This is a genomic window from Brachybacterium sacelli, assembly GCF_017876545.1.
GTDB classification, from domain to species: Bacteria; Actinomycetota; Actinomycetes; order Actinomycetales; family Dermabacteraceae; genus Brachybacterium; species Brachybacterium sacelli.
This window is the reverse complement of sequence record NZ_JAGIOD010000001.1, coordinates 1,740,588-1,755,155: the sequence shown is the minus strand read 5'-3', so window position 1 is coordinate 1,755,155 and position 14,568 is coordinate 1,740,588. Positions and strand designations below refer to the sequence as shown.

The 14,568-nt window shown below is 69.9% G+C and carries 18 protein-coding genes; 1 reads left to right on the top strand and 17 read right to left on the bottom strand.

What is annotated here, in order from left to right; translation table 11 throughout:
• Position 1 precedes the first annotated feature (1 nt).
• The 13 genes from JOF43_RS07800 to JOF43_RS07740 all read right to left on the bottom strand — a co-directional run bounded on the left by JOF43_RS07800 (position 2) and on the right by JOF43_RS07740 (position 9,955).
• A complete protein-coding gene (locus JOF43_RS07800) occupies positions 2-799 on the bottom strand; it encodes a GvpL/GvpF family gas vesicle protein (RefSeq protein WP_209900899.1) in 798 nt (265 codons plus the stop codon).
• Entirely contained in the window at positions 796-1,119 is a 324-nt protein-coding gene (locus JOF43_RS07795; RefSeq protein ID WP_245354052.1) for a gas vesicle protein K, read from the bottom strand. The genes JOF43_RS07800 and JOF43_RS07795 overlap by 4 nt, the downstream gene beginning before the upstream one ends.
• Positions 1,100-2,116, bottom strand: coding sequence for a gas vesicle protein (locus JOF43_RS07790; RefSeq protein ID WP_209900897.1), 1,017 nt, complete (start codon positions 2,114-2,116; stop codon positions 1,100-1,102). Before JOF43_RS07790 ends, JOF43_RS07795 begins: the two co-directional genes overlap by 20 nt.
• The gene (locus JOF43_RS22960; RefSeq protein WP_281065027.1) at positions 2,113-2,625 is read right to left on the bottom strand and encodes a gas vesicle protein; all 513 of its coding nucleotides are present in this window, start codon (positions 2,623-2,625) and stop codon (positions 2,113-2,115) included. The genes JOF43_RS07790 and JOF43_RS22960 overlap by 4 nt, the downstream gene beginning before the upstream one ends.
• A gap of 42 nt (positions 2,626-2,667) precedes the next feature.
• Complete coding sequence (locus JOF43_RS07780) at positions 2,668-3,054, bottom strand: gas vesicle protein GvpO (protein WP_209900895.1); 387 nt, start codon at positions 3,052-3,054, stop codon at positions 2,668-2,670.
• A 1-nt stretch (position 3,055) separates the two neighbouring features.
• Positions 3,056-3,298: a c-type cytochrome biogenesis protein CcmI gene (gene ccmI, locus JOF43_RS07775; protein WP_209900893.1), complete on the bottom strand. Its 243-nt coding sequence runs from the start codon at positions 3,296-3,298 to the stop codon at positions 3,056-3,058.
• Positions 3,298-4,068, bottom strand: coding sequence for a GvpL/GvpF family gas vesicle protein (locus JOF43_RS07770; RefSeq protein WP_209900891.1), 771 nt, complete (start codon positions 4,066-4,068; stop codon positions 3,298-3,300). Before JOF43_RS07770 ends, ccmI begins: the two co-directional genes overlap by 1 nt.
• A gap of 5 nt (positions 4,069-4,073) precedes the next feature.
• Positions 4,074-4,502: a gas vesicle protein GvpJ gene (gvpJ, locus tag JOF43_RS07765; protein WP_209900889.1), complete on the bottom strand. Its 429-nt coding sequence runs from the start codon at positions 4,500-4,502 to the stop codon at positions 4,074-4,076.
• Positions 4,499-5,716, bottom strand: coding sequence for an SRPBCC family protein (locus JOF43_RS07760; RefSeq protein WP_209900887.1), 1,218 nt, complete (start codon positions 5,714-5,716; stop codon positions 4,499-4,501). The genes gvpJ and JOF43_RS07760 overlap by 4 nt, the downstream gene beginning before the upstream one ends.
• Entirely contained in the window at positions 5,709-6,359 is a 651-nt protein-coding gene (locus JOF43_RS07755; protein WP_209900885.1) for a hypothetical protein, read from the bottom strand. Before JOF43_RS07755 ends, JOF43_RS07760 begins: the two co-directional genes overlap by 8 nt.
• A 556-nt stretch (positions 6,360-6,915) precedes the next feature.
• On the bottom strand, positions 6,916-7,908 hold the full coding sequence (locus tag JOF43_RS07750) for an ArsA family ATPase (protein ID WP_209900883.1): 993 nt from the start codon (positions 7,906-7,908) through the stop codon (positions 6,916-6,918).
• Positions 7,899-8,156, bottom strand: a complete 258-nt coding sequence (locus tag JOF43_RS07745) for a cory-CC-star protein (RefSeq protein ID WP_245354332.1) — start codon at positions 8,154-8,156, stop codon at positions 7,899-7,901. The genes JOF43_RS07750 and JOF43_RS07745 overlap by 10 nt, the downstream gene beginning before the upstream one ends.
• Before the next feature lie 86 nt (positions 8,157-8,242).
• The gene (locus JOF43_RS07740; protein ID WP_209900881.1) at positions 8,243-9,955 is read right to left on the bottom strand and encodes a carbon starvation CstA family protein; all 1,713 of its coding nucleotides are present in this window, start codon (positions 9,953-9,955) and stop codon (positions 8,243-8,245) included.
• Positions 9,956-10,154: 199 nt separating this feature from the next.
• Between JOF43_RS07740 and JOF43_RS07735 the strand changes: the two genes are divergently transcribed.
• Complete coding sequence (locus JOF43_RS07735; RefSeq protein ID WP_209900879.1) at positions 10,155-10,922, top strand: SDR family NAD(P)-dependent oxidoreductase; 768 nt, start codon at positions 10,155-10,157, stop codon at positions 10,920-10,922.
• A gap of 23 nt (positions 10,923-10,945) precedes the next feature.
• Here JOF43_RS07735 and JOF43_RS07730 read toward each other — a convergent pair whose 3' ends face one another.
• The 4 genes from JOF43_RS07730 to JOF43_RS23145 form a co-directional block, all read right to left on the bottom strand.
• Positions 10,946-11,839 carry a dihydrodipicolinate synthase family protein gene (locus tag JOF43_RS07730; RefSeq protein ID WP_209900877.1) on the bottom strand — a complete coding sequence of 298 codons (894 nt, stop codon included), beginning with the start codon at positions 11,837-11,839 and terminating at the stop codon, positions 10,946-10,948.
• Between the two features lie 18 nt (positions 11,840-11,857).
• On the bottom strand, positions 11,858-12,259 hold the full coding sequence (locus tag JOF43_RS07725) for a RidA family protein (RefSeq protein WP_209900874.1): 402 nt from the start codon (positions 12,257-12,259) through the stop codon (positions 11,858-11,860).
• Between the two features lie 10 nt (positions 12,260-12,269).
• Positions 12,270-13,715 carry a DUF1990 domain-containing protein gene (locus tag JOF43_RS22560; RefSeq protein ID WP_245354051.1) on the bottom strand — a complete coding sequence of 482 codons (1,446 nt, stop codon included), beginning with the start codon at positions 13,713-13,715 and terminating at the stop codon, positions 12,270-12,272.
• Between the two features lie 68 nt (positions 13,716-13,783).
• On the bottom strand, positions 13,784-14,554 hold the full coding sequence (locus JOF43_RS23145) for an IclR family transcriptional regulator (protein WP_209900872.1): 771 nt from the start codon (positions 14,552-14,554) through the stop codon (positions 13,784-13,786).
• Positions 14,555-14,568 lie beyond the last annotated feature (14 nt).

The window sequence follows — 14,568 nt, the reverse complement described above, 5'->3', positions numbered from 1 at the left end:
CTCAGGCCTCTTCCGGGTCTCGGGCCGGAGCGAGGGACGGGAGATCGGCGAAGGAGTAGGGCGGCCACGGCCCGAGGAATCGGATCCCGATCCCTCCTCGCGAGTCACGGATGTCGGCCAGCTCGACGCCCAGGGCCTCGACCTCGGCATCGGCGACGAGGACGGCCACGTCGAGGACGGGAACCGTCCCCTCCTCGGTGCGCGAGCGGCGGTTCTCCACGATGTCGACGGCGTGCTGGAGGATGCGGCGGCGGAAATCCGGGTAGAGCGAGTCCGCGAGGCGATCGCTGACGTCGCGTCGCCTCGTCTCGAGCTTCTTGCGGTACAGCCGCTGGACCCCTTCCGGCTTCGAGGACATCTCGCTCAGGAGGTGGTCGATCTCCGGTGCGTCGGCCGTGACCTCGCCGACGTCGACGCCGATCTCGATCCGCAGCTCGGCGTGCCCCCTCAGCGCCGAGAGCTTGTCCCCGACGGTCCCCGCGTTCTCCCGCAGCCACTGCCGCAGGGCGTCCTCGGCCGTGGACTCCTCGCGCGGGGCGACGATCACGTTGAAGGAGACGGGCAGGGCGGTGCCGGCCGTCTGCCAGGCACGGTCGATGACCTCGCTGTGCTCGAGGACCCAGCGCCGCACGTCGTCGTCCGGGCCCTCGAAGGGGGTGGTGTCCTGCCGGTGCACCAGCGCGGCGATCCCGTCGCCGCCGTCGATCGCGACGACCTCGCGCCCGTCGATCCCCGTCCCGGGAGCGGTCGTGGCCGAGCGGGGGACGATCGCGTAGACGTACAGGGCCGGATCACTCATCTCTCGGGGTCCTCGCTCTCTTCCGCCCAGCGCTGCGGATTGATCAGCTTATCCACCACGTCGTCGACGACGTCGTCGAGACCGCGATGCAGGTCGGTCACGGAGCCGGTGATCCCGTTCTGCGCCTTGATCTCGCGCATCGCCTCGTCCAGTTCGAGCAGGGCGTCCCCGAGGCGCTCCTGCTCCTCCTCGGTCAGGTCGCCGCCCTCGAGCCGCCGCATCGCCTGGGTCTCCAGAGCCTCCTGGATGATCTCGACGAGCGTCACGACCAACGTGAGCACGCCGTGCTTGAGGCTGCTTTCATCGATCTCGAGGCCCATCGACCGGCTCCTTCCCGTGGGGGTCCGACGCGACGCGAGCGGCGAGGTCCTGGAGGGGGTTCCTCCACTGCGAGAGGTCCCCGGAGAGCACGATCTCGCCGCTGACGGTCTCGAGCCGCATCACGGTGCTCTCCCCGGAGGGCACCTGAGCGTCTTCGAGATGCACGGCGCTGAGCTCTCCGGGACGGAGGCGGATCGCCGGGCGCGCGTCCATGGCGTTCTTCCAGGTGAATCCGTGCTCGTCGAGTCGTCCGGTGCCGCCGCGCCAGGCGGACCGCCCGGCCAGATCCTCCCGGTACCAGAGGTGCGACTCCACCAGCAGGGACGTCTCATCGGCCTGCGGCGCCGCGGGCCGAGCATGATCGCCCTCGGGGCCGGCGAGCTCCCGCCGGGCCGACGGGGCCTGCTGCAGTACCATCTCCCCCAGTCGTCGCGGCGCCGAGGCGGACAGCACCGCGTCGTCGTCCTCGGTGAGCAGGTGGAGACGGTCCAGCTTCTCGCCGCCGACGGTGGTCTCCGGCCGCACGGCGAGGGATCGGATGCTCTCGAGGCTGGTCTGCCAGAGCACCTCGCGCGGATCGCGGCGGAAGACGAGGACCCGGTGGGTGGTCAGATACACGCTTCCCGGCCGCCAGTCGCGGTGGAAGCCGTCGTCGTGGAAGTAGCCGCCGGCCATCTTCGCGAGCAGCTCCTCGTCGTCCTCCAGCGGTAGGTCCCGCGCCGACGTCCGCTGCACCCAGGCGCGGGTGCGCTGGTCCCAGTCCCGCATCATGCCGTACTCCAGCATGGTCTCCATCCCCGCCAGCGTCGCGCGGAGGTTCAGGCCGATCAGCGGGATGTCCGCGACGGAGATGATGACGTCGAGGTTGAGGTACAGCCCCCGGTCGAGCAGGGTGTCGACGAGGTCGACCAGTGTGACCCGGGGGTCGCGCACCGGTTCGAGCCCCGCGCGACCCGTCGGGCCCGCGGTCTGCTCGGCGGGTGAGCGGGTGGTCATCCGTCGACCGGCTCCTGCCGGGCGCGGGATCGGGTCGAGGACCGGTCGTTCTTGGTGCCCTTCGCGGCGGGCGACGTCGAGGACTCGCCGTCGGCCTGGTCGGCCTCGGAGAGCTCGCCCGTCGCCTCGCCGTCCTGTGAGGCGCCTTCCCGCAGGGCGTAGGCGCTCTGCCATCCGCACCACGGGCAGTACTCGCGCATGAGGCTCTCGAGCGGCGCTCGCTTGCCGCACTCGGGGCAGGTCTCCTTCTGCTCGATGGCCTCCCGCCAGGCGACGGTGCTGGTGTCGGTGCCGGCGGGGAACTCGAGCCCGTACCGCGCCGCGGTCTCGAAGGAGGCCAGGGCGGCGCGCAGCCGGATCCCCAGCAGTTCGACGCCCGCGACGGACACCATGATGTCCGCGTTCAGGACCAGTCCCTTGTCGAGCAGGGTCTCGACGACGTGGATCAGCGTGCCCTCGCTCTCGCGACGGGGCTCCATCCCCTTACCGGATCTCGGGGCGACGGTCATCGTGGCGGGCTCCTTCCGTGGGCTTCGGACCGGTCGCGGGCATCAGCCGTCGACCCGTCCTCGGGTGTAGCGGGACTCGCGGCGGTAGCCCGTGAGCTCTCCGCGGTCGTCGATCTGCGCGGTGTACTCGGCGAGGATGTCGGTGGTGTCCGGGATCCGCCGGGACTCGACGAGCTCCAGGGAGACCTTCCAGCCGTCGTCCTCGCGCTCCACCGCGATGACACTCTCCGGTGTCCGTCCGAGCAGCTCCTCGAGCTGGTCGATGGATCGGCGTATCGCGCCCTTGGCGGTGAGGACCTTCCGCTTCCCGTGTCCGTCGGAATTCTGTTGATCCTCGTCGGAGGAGTCGTGCTCCTCCTGCGAGGGCTGCTCGTCCTCGAGCTGTGAGTCGTCGTCGGACTGCTTGCGCTTCTGCGTGCTGTCTGTCATGTCAGGTTCCCTCGTTCCGGTCCGCTCGGATAAGTCGTGCCACGAGCTCTCGTTCGGCCGTGTCCGCCTCCGCCTCGTCGATCGTCCCCTCGCGGCGGGCCTCGGCGATCTGTTCGAGCTGCCGCCGGATGACCGCGGGGTCGTGGAGCTCCTTGTCCGCCTCGTCACGCACCTGCTCCGCCACCCAGACGGTGCCGCGCAGGGGCGCGAGCGGGAGCGTGATCAGTCCGCTGAAGATGCCCATCACTGCCCGCCGTCCACGAAGTCGTACGGCGCCTGGGGTCCCAGGAGCCGGTACTTCATCCGGGGATGATGGCGCTCCGCGGCCGCTTCGACGGCCGCCTCGAACCGTTCGGTGTTTTCGCGGGGAACGAGGAGCGCGACATCCACGACGTCGTCCGCCTGGCCTCCCTCGTGCGTCGCGACGTCGCGCACGAGCGGCTCGAGAGCATCGAGCAGCTCCTGGGCGTCGGGACCGCGCATGGCCTCGTAGTGGCCCACGACGGCCTCGCCCAGTGCGATGCGCTGGGTGCGGGTCTCGTCCTCGGTCGTGCCGGCGATCTCCTCCCGCAGTAGGGCCAGGCGGGGATCCGCACGGAGGATCTCGGGCAGGACGACGTCCTGCTCGTATCGCACGCGCACGGTGTACTGCACGGCCCCCTCGAGGGAGTTCAGGGTCTCTGCGAGCCGCTCGGGATCGGCCAGGACCTCCTCGTGGACCGCCTGCCCGGAGGGCAGCACGGTGCCGAATCGCGCGGGGAGCACCGTGGTGGTCCGGGCGATCTCGTCCAGCACGGTGGAGTGCGCGAGAAGGTCCTGAGGCGTCCCGAAGTCGGCGTCGTCGGGGAGGTCGGAGACGACGGCCGCGAGGCCGCCGTCGTCCTCGTGCAGGTGCGGAGTCGTCGCGACGACGCCCACCAGGGCCTCCGGGAGCCGGGCCCCCGCACGGACGATTCCGTACAGGTAGAGCCCGGGCTCGGCGGAGGAGCCGTCCTGCGCGGGGAGCGCGCTCATCATCATCACGATGCCGAGGCCTCGGCCTTCTTCGAACTCCTCGAGCTCTTCGAGCTCTTCTCGTCGTCTTCTTCGGAGTCGTCATCGTTCGAGGTCAGTGCATCCTTGGCGCCTTCGAGGGCGCCGCCGACCTTGCCCTTGGCACCCTGCTCCTGGGTCGCCCCCATCACCTCGGTGATGTCCTTGCCACCCTTCTGCTCGAGATCGAGCCGGTTGGTGGCCTCGGCGAACCGCAGATAGGTGTCGACGCTGGCGATCACGATGCGGGCATCGACGGTGAGGATCTCGATGCCGACCAGGGAGACCCGCACGAAGGCATCGATGACGAGGCCCTTGTCGAGGATGATCTCCACGACGTCGGCGAGTGAGCTGGAGGAGGGACGGTCGACGTACCCGCCCCGGGAGCGTTGCTGATTCACGGCGGTGCTGGTCATGATGTGCCTTTCGTGGTCTCTGACTCGTCGTCGACGTACTCGAAGTCATCGTCCTGGTCAGGGCCATGGGAGTCGTCGGCTTCCTCGGAGTCGTCCTTCTCGTTCTCCGAGGTCTCCTGATCCTGCGCAGTCCCGGAATCCGGGTCGGAGTCGTCTCCGTCGGCGGAGGCGTCCTCCTCGGTCTCGCCCTCGTCCGTGTCGTCCTCCTCGGTGTCGGCGGTGTCCTCGGTATCGGTGTCGGCAGGGCCCTCGGCGTCCTCCTCCGAGGCGTCCGGATCGTGCTCGGTCTCGGCATCCAGATCGGATTCCGGTTCGCCGGCCTCCTGGTCGCCGCGATCCGCTTCCTCCTGCTCGGCCTCGAGAGCCTCCTCGTGCGTGCGCACGACCTCGCTGTCACGGATCTCGCCGCGCCAGCCCTCGACCGCGTCCTCGTCGAGGATCGTCGTGGTCATGACATAGCGGGCGAAGAGCCGGGACTCCACGCGGATGCGCTTGCCGACCGGGCGTCCCATGTTCCCGACCTTCTCGACGAAGCCCTGCGGGTAGTAGTTGACGATGATGAGGATCCGGGTGAGCCGCGGTCCGATCTCGTGGAACGTGACCGCTCCGTCGAGATGGCCCTTCTCGCCCTTCGACTCCCAGACGATCTGCTCGTCGGGGACCTGCTGCACGATGGTGGATTCCCAGGTGCGGTGGGAGAGGAAGACCTGTCCCTTGAACTCCACCTTCTCCTCGGAGGACTGCTCGGCGTTCTCGACCTTCTTCATGAAGCCGGTCCAGTCCTGGAACTGGGTCCACTGGTTGTAGGCGACCCTGACGGGGACGCCCACCTCGATCGACTCGACGATGTTCGAGAACTTCTTGACGTCGGAGGAGCCTCCCGAGGAACCGCTGGAGGATCCCCCGGATCCGGGGGTCAGCTTCTCCTTGGCGCCGGTCGCGAGCGCCGACGCTCCCGCCGAGACGGGGCTCTTGCCCTCGGCGAGCTTCTCGGCGCCCTTCTTCAGCCCCTCCCCGGAGGCACCGCCGTCGCCGTCCGGCGTCAGCGAGTCCGACAGGCCGTTGAGCTTGTCGGTCAGGGTGGAGGAGCCCTTCTCGGCCAGAGCCTTCGCGTAGTCGGTCGCCTGCGACTTCAGGTCATCGAACGGAAGATCGGCGAGAGCTTCCTTCCACCAGGGCTGGTCCGTGGTGTCCTCTGTGGTCTTCTCAGCCATTCGAGTCGCTCTCCTCGTCCTTGGACGTGCTCGCGGACTTCTTCCCGGTGGTGCTCTTGTGGGATGCTGACGTCTTCGACGTCGACGGCGATTTCCGCGTGGAACTGCTGGTCGACCTGCTGGACGACTTCCGGGTGGACTTCGCGGGCGACTTCCGGGTCGACGTCTTCGCGGAGCCCTCGGCCTTCTCAGGCTTCTCCTCGGAGTCCTCCGACTCCTCGGGCTCCTTCTCGCCCGCGGAATCCTCGGGCTCCTCCTCGGAGTCCTTCTCGTCCGCGGAATCTTCGGGCTCTTCCTCGGAGTCCTCGGCATCGCTCGTCTCGTCGTCCTGCGAGGCGGATTCCGATCCGCCCTGCAATTGCGCGGTGCGCTCCTTGAGACTCGAGCTCACGCTGTGGACGCCCTTGGCGGCGGCGGCAGTGGCCGCACCCTTCGCTGCCACGCCGAGTCCCCCGGTGAGCTGCTCGACGAAGCCCTTGGCCTCGTCGGACTCCATGAGAGTGGACTTCGCGGCGCTGAGCTGCTTTCCGCCCTGCTTCAGGACGACATATCCCAGAAGCGGCAGAACAAGTTTCGACTTCTTGCCGCGGCCCAGGACGTACCCGCCCAGAACACCTAGCGCGACCTTCGACTTCGCATCCATATCTGCTCTCCTCACGAGAGGCGATTCATCGGTGCTCGATGGTGTTGCAAGTGTCGACCCGGCCGATCAGCCGGTCAACGAGAGCCCGGGCCGAGGCCGGTCCGCCGAACCCGATACATCACCACCACCTGGGGCGCGACCGGTCCGAACGCCCGATGGCGGGCGAGCTGAACGCCCGGTCGGGAGAACGTGATGTCGGGTCGACCCGAGGTGAAGAACACGCTGATCAGGCCCACGCAGCCAGAAGGGCCCTCCCCGGCTTGCGGGCCCACCCCTCCGCTCGGCCGCATTCATCCTGACCCGTCTCGACGGGCGGGAGCTGGATCGGAATGACCTGACCTCCCACCGAATGCCCTACCGAGAAGACCATTTTTGACGTCGACCCGGAGAACAGCCACCAAGGGCGGATCTCTCACCCCGAACACTCATTCTGCGAAGCACTTCTCGAGCGACGATCAGGCTTTCGCCAGCGCATCGCGAGAACGGTGGGCATGGCGCCGCGAGGGCCACTCCTGACCGGCCCACCGTCCGTCCTGGTGCACGGGTGCACCCGTCCTCACAACTGACGGGCGAAACGCTCCAGCGCGGCGGGCCCGACCACGTCCTCCTCCCCCAGCGGGATCTGCTGCAGCGGTACGTCCGGCAGGGCCGCGCGGAGGGTGGCAAGGTGCTCCTCCTCGACGGCGCGGCGCCGGGCCAGGAAGTCGCCGCGGCCGGACGGCGAGCGCTTGTTGACCACCAGGGCACCGACGTCGACACCGGTGCGGGTGAGCTCCTCGTGCAGCGAGATGCTCTCCAGCACGGGCAGTCGTTCGGCGGCGAGCACGATCGCGAAGGAGGCCTCCTCGGCATCGGTGAGCACCTCCCGCAGCCCGGCCAGCCGGTCGCGGCGGCGCAGCAGGATCGCGCGGATCTCCTCGTCCCGCTCCTCCACGGGGTCGCGCGGTGCGCTCGAGCCGAGCACCGACCGTCCGCGGTCCCCCTCGAGCCCGCGCATCGCCGCGCCGAGCCTCTGGGACTTCTCGCGGCGTGCCAGCAGCCCGTCGGTCCAGGCGGTCATCAGCTCGGGCAAAGCCATCAGCCGAGCGGTGTGCCCCGAGGGCGCGGTGTCGAAGACGACCAGGTCGAACTCCTCCCTGCCGGTCTCGACCAGCTCCGTCATCCGTTCGAGCACGGCGGCCTCGTGAGTGCCCGGCGAGCGTCGGGACAGCTCCATGTGCTTGTCGACCTCGCCGGCGAGGTTCTCCGGCATGAGGCGGCGCAGCGTGCGTCCCACGTCCCGCAGGTGCTGGTCCGTGGTGGCGTCGGGATCGATCTCTATCCCGCACAGGCGACCGTCCGCACCGTCGCCGAGGCGGGTGACCCGGTCGCCGACCCGCTGGTCCCACAGGTGGCCGAGGTTGTGGGCGGGGTCGGTGGAGACCACGAGGGCGCGGCGGCCCTCGCGCGCGGCAGAGAGGGCGAGGGCGGAGGCGACGGTGGTCTTGCCGACCCCGCCCTTGCCACCCAGGAACAGCACGCGGCGGCGGGTGGCCAGGTTCAGCAGCATCGGTAGTTCTCCAGCGGGGAGCGCTCCATGCCCATCCGTCGGTGCCAATCGTGGAAGCCGTCGTAGAGCACCGGAAGCAGCTCGGCGGTGTAGTAGGAGGCGGGGTTGGGCACCCCGAGCATCTCGCTCATGACCAGCAGGCGGAACAGGTCGTCCTCGTCACGGCGGGCCCGGGCGAAGGTGCGCCGGTAGGGGGCGACGTAGAACTCGTGCAGGCCTGCGCTGAACGCCCGCCAGCGTTCGCGCAGGGTCGACAGGGAGCGGCGGCGGGGAACCGCCCCGTCGGCGGGGTCGTCCGGGGACCCGCCGGCGGGGCGGCGCTGTGGGGCGGAGGTCACTCCTGCGAGCCCCCACCGGTGACCACGGAGTCGCGCTCGTCCTCGTCGTCGGCCTCGGGCGTTGCGGTGCGGGCGCGGTTCAGGGCGACCGCGGACTCGACGATCACCCAGACCGCGGCGATCAGGATGATCACGTCGAGCACCAGCAGCAGCCAGTTGCCCTCGGCGAGGAACCCGCCGAGCTGGATGATCAGGGCGTACACGCTGATGAACAGCACGAACACGAGCGGGATCAGGATCGGCAGCACCGGGCGGCGCTTGCGCACCAGCATCACCGCGAGGATCGCCAGGGTCAGGCCCGCCAGGATCTGGTTGGTGGTGCCGAACAGGGGCCAGATGATCATGCCGCCGGACCCGTCGGCCCCGGCGCTGAAGGTCAGTCCCAGGCACACCACCAGCACGATCACGGTCGCGATGACGGTGCCGAGCTTCACGCCGATCACGTCGCCGATCTCCTGGACCACGAAGCGCTGCAGCCGCACGCCGGTATCCATGGTGGTGGCCGCGAACAGCACCGCCATGGTGGCCAGGATCGTCGCCGACAGCGAGGTGGGGATGCCCAGGCCCGCGTTGAGGATGGACCCGCCGCCGGTCACGAACGCCGCGACACCGCCTTCGTTGAACGCGCTGTACACCTCCTCCCAGTCGGCCAGGGTGCGGAACCCGGCGGTGGTGGCGATGATCGCACCGAGCGCCAGCAGGCCCTCGCCGACGGCGCCGAAGTAGCCGACGAAGCGGGCATCGGTCTCCTTGTCCAGCTGCTTGGCGGAGGTGCCGGAGGAGACGATCCCGTGGAAGCCGGAGACGGCGCCGCAGGCCACGGTCACGAACAGCAGCGGCATGATGCCGGGCGTCCCCTCGGGCACGTTCGTGTTGAACGAGGGGGCGACGACCTCGGGGCGGAAGATCAGTACCGCGCCGTACAGCAGGCCCAGACCGATGAACAGCTGCAGACCATTGATGTAGTCGCGCGGCTGCAGCAGCACCCACACCGGCAGCACCGAGGCGATCGCCGCGTAGACGAACAGCACGATGATCCAGAACGCCTCCGGGGACAGGCCCAGCACAGTCTCCGGCAGCACCACAGGGACCCGGTCGCCCAGCAGGATCAGCGAGTAGAGGGCGGCCACGCCGACGGCCGAGACCAGAGGCAGGTTCCACTTGAAGCGGTAGATCGCCTGGCCGATGAGCACGGCGACCACGAGCGCGCCCCAGGTGGGGATCACGGCCGTCGGGGTGGAGACCAGCAGGCCGGCGATGACCACGGCGAAGGCGGCGTTGACCATGAGCAGCAGCAGGAAGATGACCACCAGGAACAGCCTGCTGCCGCGGGCACCGATGTAGCGGGCGGAGAGGCTGCCGATGGACTGGCCGCGGTTGCGCACGGACGCCCACAGGGCACCGAGATCGTGCATGCCCGCGAAGAAGACGGTGCCGAGCGTGACCCAGAGGAAGGCGGGCAGCCAGCCCCAGATCACCGCGACCGCGGGGCCGACGATGGGGGCGGCGCCGGCGACCGAGGTGAAGTGGTGCCCCCAGAGGATGAACTTGTTGGTGGGGACGTAGTCGACGCCGTCCTCGAGCTCATGGGACGGCGTGCGGAAGGTCGCGTCGAGCGTGTAGACGCGACGGGCGAGGAAGCGGGAGTACAGCAGATAGCCGGCCATCATCATGCCGACGCCGACCACTGCGAGGATCAGGGAGTTCACGGGCTTTCCTGTCGTGGGTGGGGAACGGTCCACGGCGAGTCCACGATCTGGCCGCCGACCGCCCTCGGTCCTCGGCACCGGTCGCGTCACCATCGCGCGCGATGCAGTCACCGTAACCGACTCCCGGCCGCCGTGTGGCCGCTGCCCGGGCCGCGCGGACGGGCGGCCGGACACGTCATCGGCTGGGTACCCTCGGGCGATGAGCTCCGCACCCTCTCTCGAGTCGCTGTTCGGCCTGGACGGGCGTACCGCGCTGGTCACCGGGGGCAGCTCCGGGATCGGCCGGGCGATCGCGATCGCCCTGGCAGGCGCCGGGGCGCGGGTGCTGATCGCCGCCCGCACCGACGCGACGATCGCCGCGACGGTCGGGACGATCCGGGCCGGTGGGGGCACGGCCGACGGGATCCGCGCCGACCTCTCCACCCGGGCCGGTTCCCATGCCCTCGCCGACTCCGCCGGGGACGTGGACATCCTGGTCAGCAGCGCGGGGATCAATCTGCGGCCGCCGCTGGCGGAGCTGGACGAGGGCACCTGGGACGCCACCATGGCGGTGAATCTGGAGGCGCCGTTCGTGCTCGGCCAGCGCCTGGCGCCGGCGATGGCGGAGCGCGGCTTCGGCCGGCTCATCCATCTCAGTTCGCAGCAGGCACATCGGCCCTTCGCCGACAGCGGCGCCTACGGGGTCTCGAAGGCCGCGGTGGAGGCGCTGGCCCGTTCGCAGGCGGAGGCCTGGTCACCGCAGGGCGTGACCGCGAACGTGCTGGTCCCGGGGTTCGTGCAGACCGCGCTGAACCGTCGGCTCAGCGCGGATCCGGCGCGGGTCGAAGCCCTCGCTGCGCGCACGCTCTCCGGTCGCAACGGGGAGCCGGAGGACTTCGCGGGTGCCGCGGTGTTCCTCGCGAGCCCCGCCTCCGCGTACGTCACCGGGCAGTCGATCGCTGTCGACGGCGGGTTCTCGGTGCACTGATGACCCCTATCGCTCTCGACCGGTCAGTCCCTCAGCCCGAGTTCCTCGACCACTGCTCGTACCCGGTCGCGGTCTGATCCCGTCAGGCCGAGCAGCGGTCGGGGCAGGCACGGCTCCTGGACCAGTTCGAGGTGCCCGGCCATCGCAGCGGCCACCCGCAGGCTGCCGAACTCGGCGATCAGCTCCCATACCGGGCGCAGCCGCTCGGACCCGGCGAGCGCGCTCTCCTCCTCGCCCGCCAGAGCCGGGCGTGCGATGGCCGCCATCGCCTGCGGGAGGATGCCGCCGAGGGAGCTGAACCAGGCATCGCAGCCGGCCAGTAACCCGGTCGCCGCGAAGCCGTCCCCGGAGATGCCGAGCCGGACGTGCTCGGGGATCACGGCGCGAATCGCCTGGATCCGCTCGCGCACTTCCTCCACGCTGCCGGCGGTCGGGGGGATCTTGATCCCCTCGACGTGCGGGAGCGAGGCGATGTGCGCGTAGAGGTCGAGGGAGAACGTGAAGTGCGTGGTGCCGGGGTTGTCGTAGACGACCAGGGGCACCGAGAGCTCGGCGGTGACGTCCTCGTAGAGGCCGGCGACATCGTCCTCGGTGAGCTCCTGGTAGCTGACCGGGGCGAGCAGCACGGCGTCGGCCCCGACCTCCTGGGCGTCGGCGGCCAGCGCTCGCACCTGCGAGGCGCGCAGGGCACCGATGCCGATGAGCACCGGGACGTGGCCCGCGTGCTCGACGGTCGCGGCGGCCACTGCCCGTCGTTCGTCCCGGTCGAGATAGGCGTAGGAGCCGGTAGAGCCGAGAGCACCGATCGAGCCGACCTCGGCCGCGCCCAAGCGGTCGATCAGTCGTGTGTAAGCGGCGAGATCGACCTGGTCGTCACGCAGCGGGGTGAGCGGGAAGGCACTGAGGCCGGTGAACATTCGGCTCCTGGGTGGGGATCAGTCGACGACCGCGGCGAGGGCTTCGATCTCGACGAGCTGGTGGTCGTAGCCGAGCACGGTGACGCCGACGAGGGTACTGGGCACGTCGTGCTCCGCGAACCCGTCGCGCACCACGTCCCAGGCCGCGACGAGATCGCTCTGCCGGGTGGTGGCGACGGAGACTCGTGTGCTGAGGACGTCCTCGATACCGGCCCCGGCGTCGGCCAGGGCGGTTGTCATGTTCTCGAGGCACTTCGCGGTCTGTGCGGCGTAGTCGCCGATGCCGTGGGTCGAGCCGTCCTCGTTCAGCGGACAGGACCCGGCGAGGGCGATCAGGCGGGCGCCGGCAGGGGCGGTGGCGGCGTAGGCGTACTCGGCGACGTCGGAGAGGCTGGTCGAGCGGATCAGGCTGACGGGCATGGCGGGCTCCTTACGGGGCGGACGAGCTGGACAGGGCGCTGAGGTAGCGACGGGTGATGAGCTCCTGGATGATCCGGGCGGCGGGCGCGCCGAGCCGGGCGTACCAGGTGGCGGTTCTCGAGACGGCATCGAGGTGGACGCGCACGAGACCGGTCGAAGTGCGGGTCACGGTGAACTGCTCGATGCCGGATTCCGGATGGCCGGGCAGTGTGCCATAGGCGAATCCCTGCCGGTCCGGCTCGTCGATCACCTGCAGCACCCGACACGGGGCGCTGATCGTGAACGGGGCGATGCCCAGTCGCAGTCGTGCTTCCGTGCCTTCCTCGAGCGGAGAGTGCGAGGCGAGGACCCCTATGCCCGCGCGGCGCTGCAGCGTCCAGGTCAGCACCGCGGTGGCGGCTTCCTCGAAGTCCATGCCCGTCACCACGGCGCTGCGGTGGAGGCGGCGGTACCCGGCAGGCACGTTCTCCAGGGCGTCGAGCGGCGCCGTGATCTCCGGGTCGTCGCGGACGTACGGGCTCGAGGTCGCCGTCGCGGAGTACCCGGGGCGGAAGCGGTCGATCCGGGCGGCGAGGGGAGGCGGGAGGGCGTAGACGACGGCATCGAGCAGGCGCGTGGGCCAGGGCTCGCGCAGCATCTCGTGGGCCCAGGCGATGTCCCCGGGATCGATCGGCTCGCAGAGCGGTCGCGGGGTCCAGTTCTCCGCCCAGGGCTCGGCAGTGATCTGCATGGACGCAGGGTCCCCCTCGGCACGTCCATCCTCCTCGACACCGAAGGACGTGCGTCGTGAGGTGCCCCCTGCCGTCGTGACGACCTCGAAGGATCCGTCGACGATCGAGAGGATCGTCCGGTCGAGGTCCTCGAGCAGATCGCCGGAGCCGTCATCGCAGGCGTCGCAACCGCAGACCGGCGTGGTGTGCACCGGCACCGCGGGCTCACCGAGGCCGACCACGAGGCCCGGGACATCCGGCTCCTCACCGCGCAGATCCGGGCCGGCGACAGCATCGTCCGGGAGCGTCCGGGCGAGCACGAGAGGCTCCGCGCCCCGCCGGCGAGGGCGCAGCACGGTGGCGCGATGGGGCGTCACGAACAGCGGCGAGGTCCAGTCGAGCTGCCCGCCGTCCTCGACGCCGGCCGGACCGGCCCATCCGCGGGCGGTGAGCACGCGGGTCCACGCCTCGGCGCGGGTCCACAGGATCCGGAACCTGCCGGGGTCGTGGCAGCGGCCGTGCTCCTCGTCGCGGCTGTCGCGGGTCCCGCCGTCGGCCTGCAGGTGCGGGTCCTCCCACGAAGGGATCTCGGTGCCCGTCTCGGCGAACGCAGCCTCGACCTCGGCGAGCAGCGCGATGATGTCGTCGGAGAGCATCGCGGCGGCCAGCGACGGGTCGTCACGGGCGGCCGCGAGCAACGAGTCGTTGTGCAGGTCCCACCACGTAGGCTTAGTTGTCGAGGTCATGGTCAGCGACGGTACAGCGGAGCGGTCCTCCGGTCCCGCGGAATTGCACACGGCCCCCGGGCCTCGAGTCAGTACTGGGGTCCTCGCCCAACTCGACTGCTGATGGCTTCCGACGCGGCACGGAGCGGGCCGAGGCACGCGTTCATCCGCTCCTCGGTGAATCTTTCGGAGGGACCGGAGGCCGACAGTGCGGCGGTGATCCTGCCGTGGGCGTCCCGCACCGGAGTCGATACCGAGCTCACATCGGCGATCGCCTCGTCACTTGCCATCGCGTATCCGTCCCGGCGGATCCGACGGATCTGCTCCCAGGTCTCCTGAGCACTGAGCGGCCTGTGCACGGGTCCGCCGTCGCTGAAGGAGTCGAGCACACGCTCGATCTCTACGTCAGCCAGATCGCTCAGCAGCAGTCTGCCGTTCGCCCCTGACCACAGCGGGTAGAGCCGACCCATCTCCGAGGCGAACCGCAGTTCGAACGTGCTCTGCACCTCGTCGATGAAGATGCGCGAATCCCCGACAGCGACGGAGAGGCCGACCGTCTCACCGATCTCGTCACGGAGACTGACCATGTGGGGTCTCGCCACGGCCAGCAGAACGCTCCCGGCGTTGTACCCCAAGCCGATGATGAGTGCCTGCGGACCGATCCTGTACTGCTGGGTCGCCTCGTCCTGAATGACCATCCCGCTCGCGCCGAGTGAAGCGAGCAGACGTTGTACCGTGCTGCGCGGCAACCCGGTGGTCGAAGCGAGGGCCCGCGCACCGGCTCCGTTCTCGGCGCCCCGCAGCGCGTTGAGAACCGACACGGCCTTACCGATGCTGTTGTCGGCGCTTGTTCGCTCCACGAGATCAGCGTAGC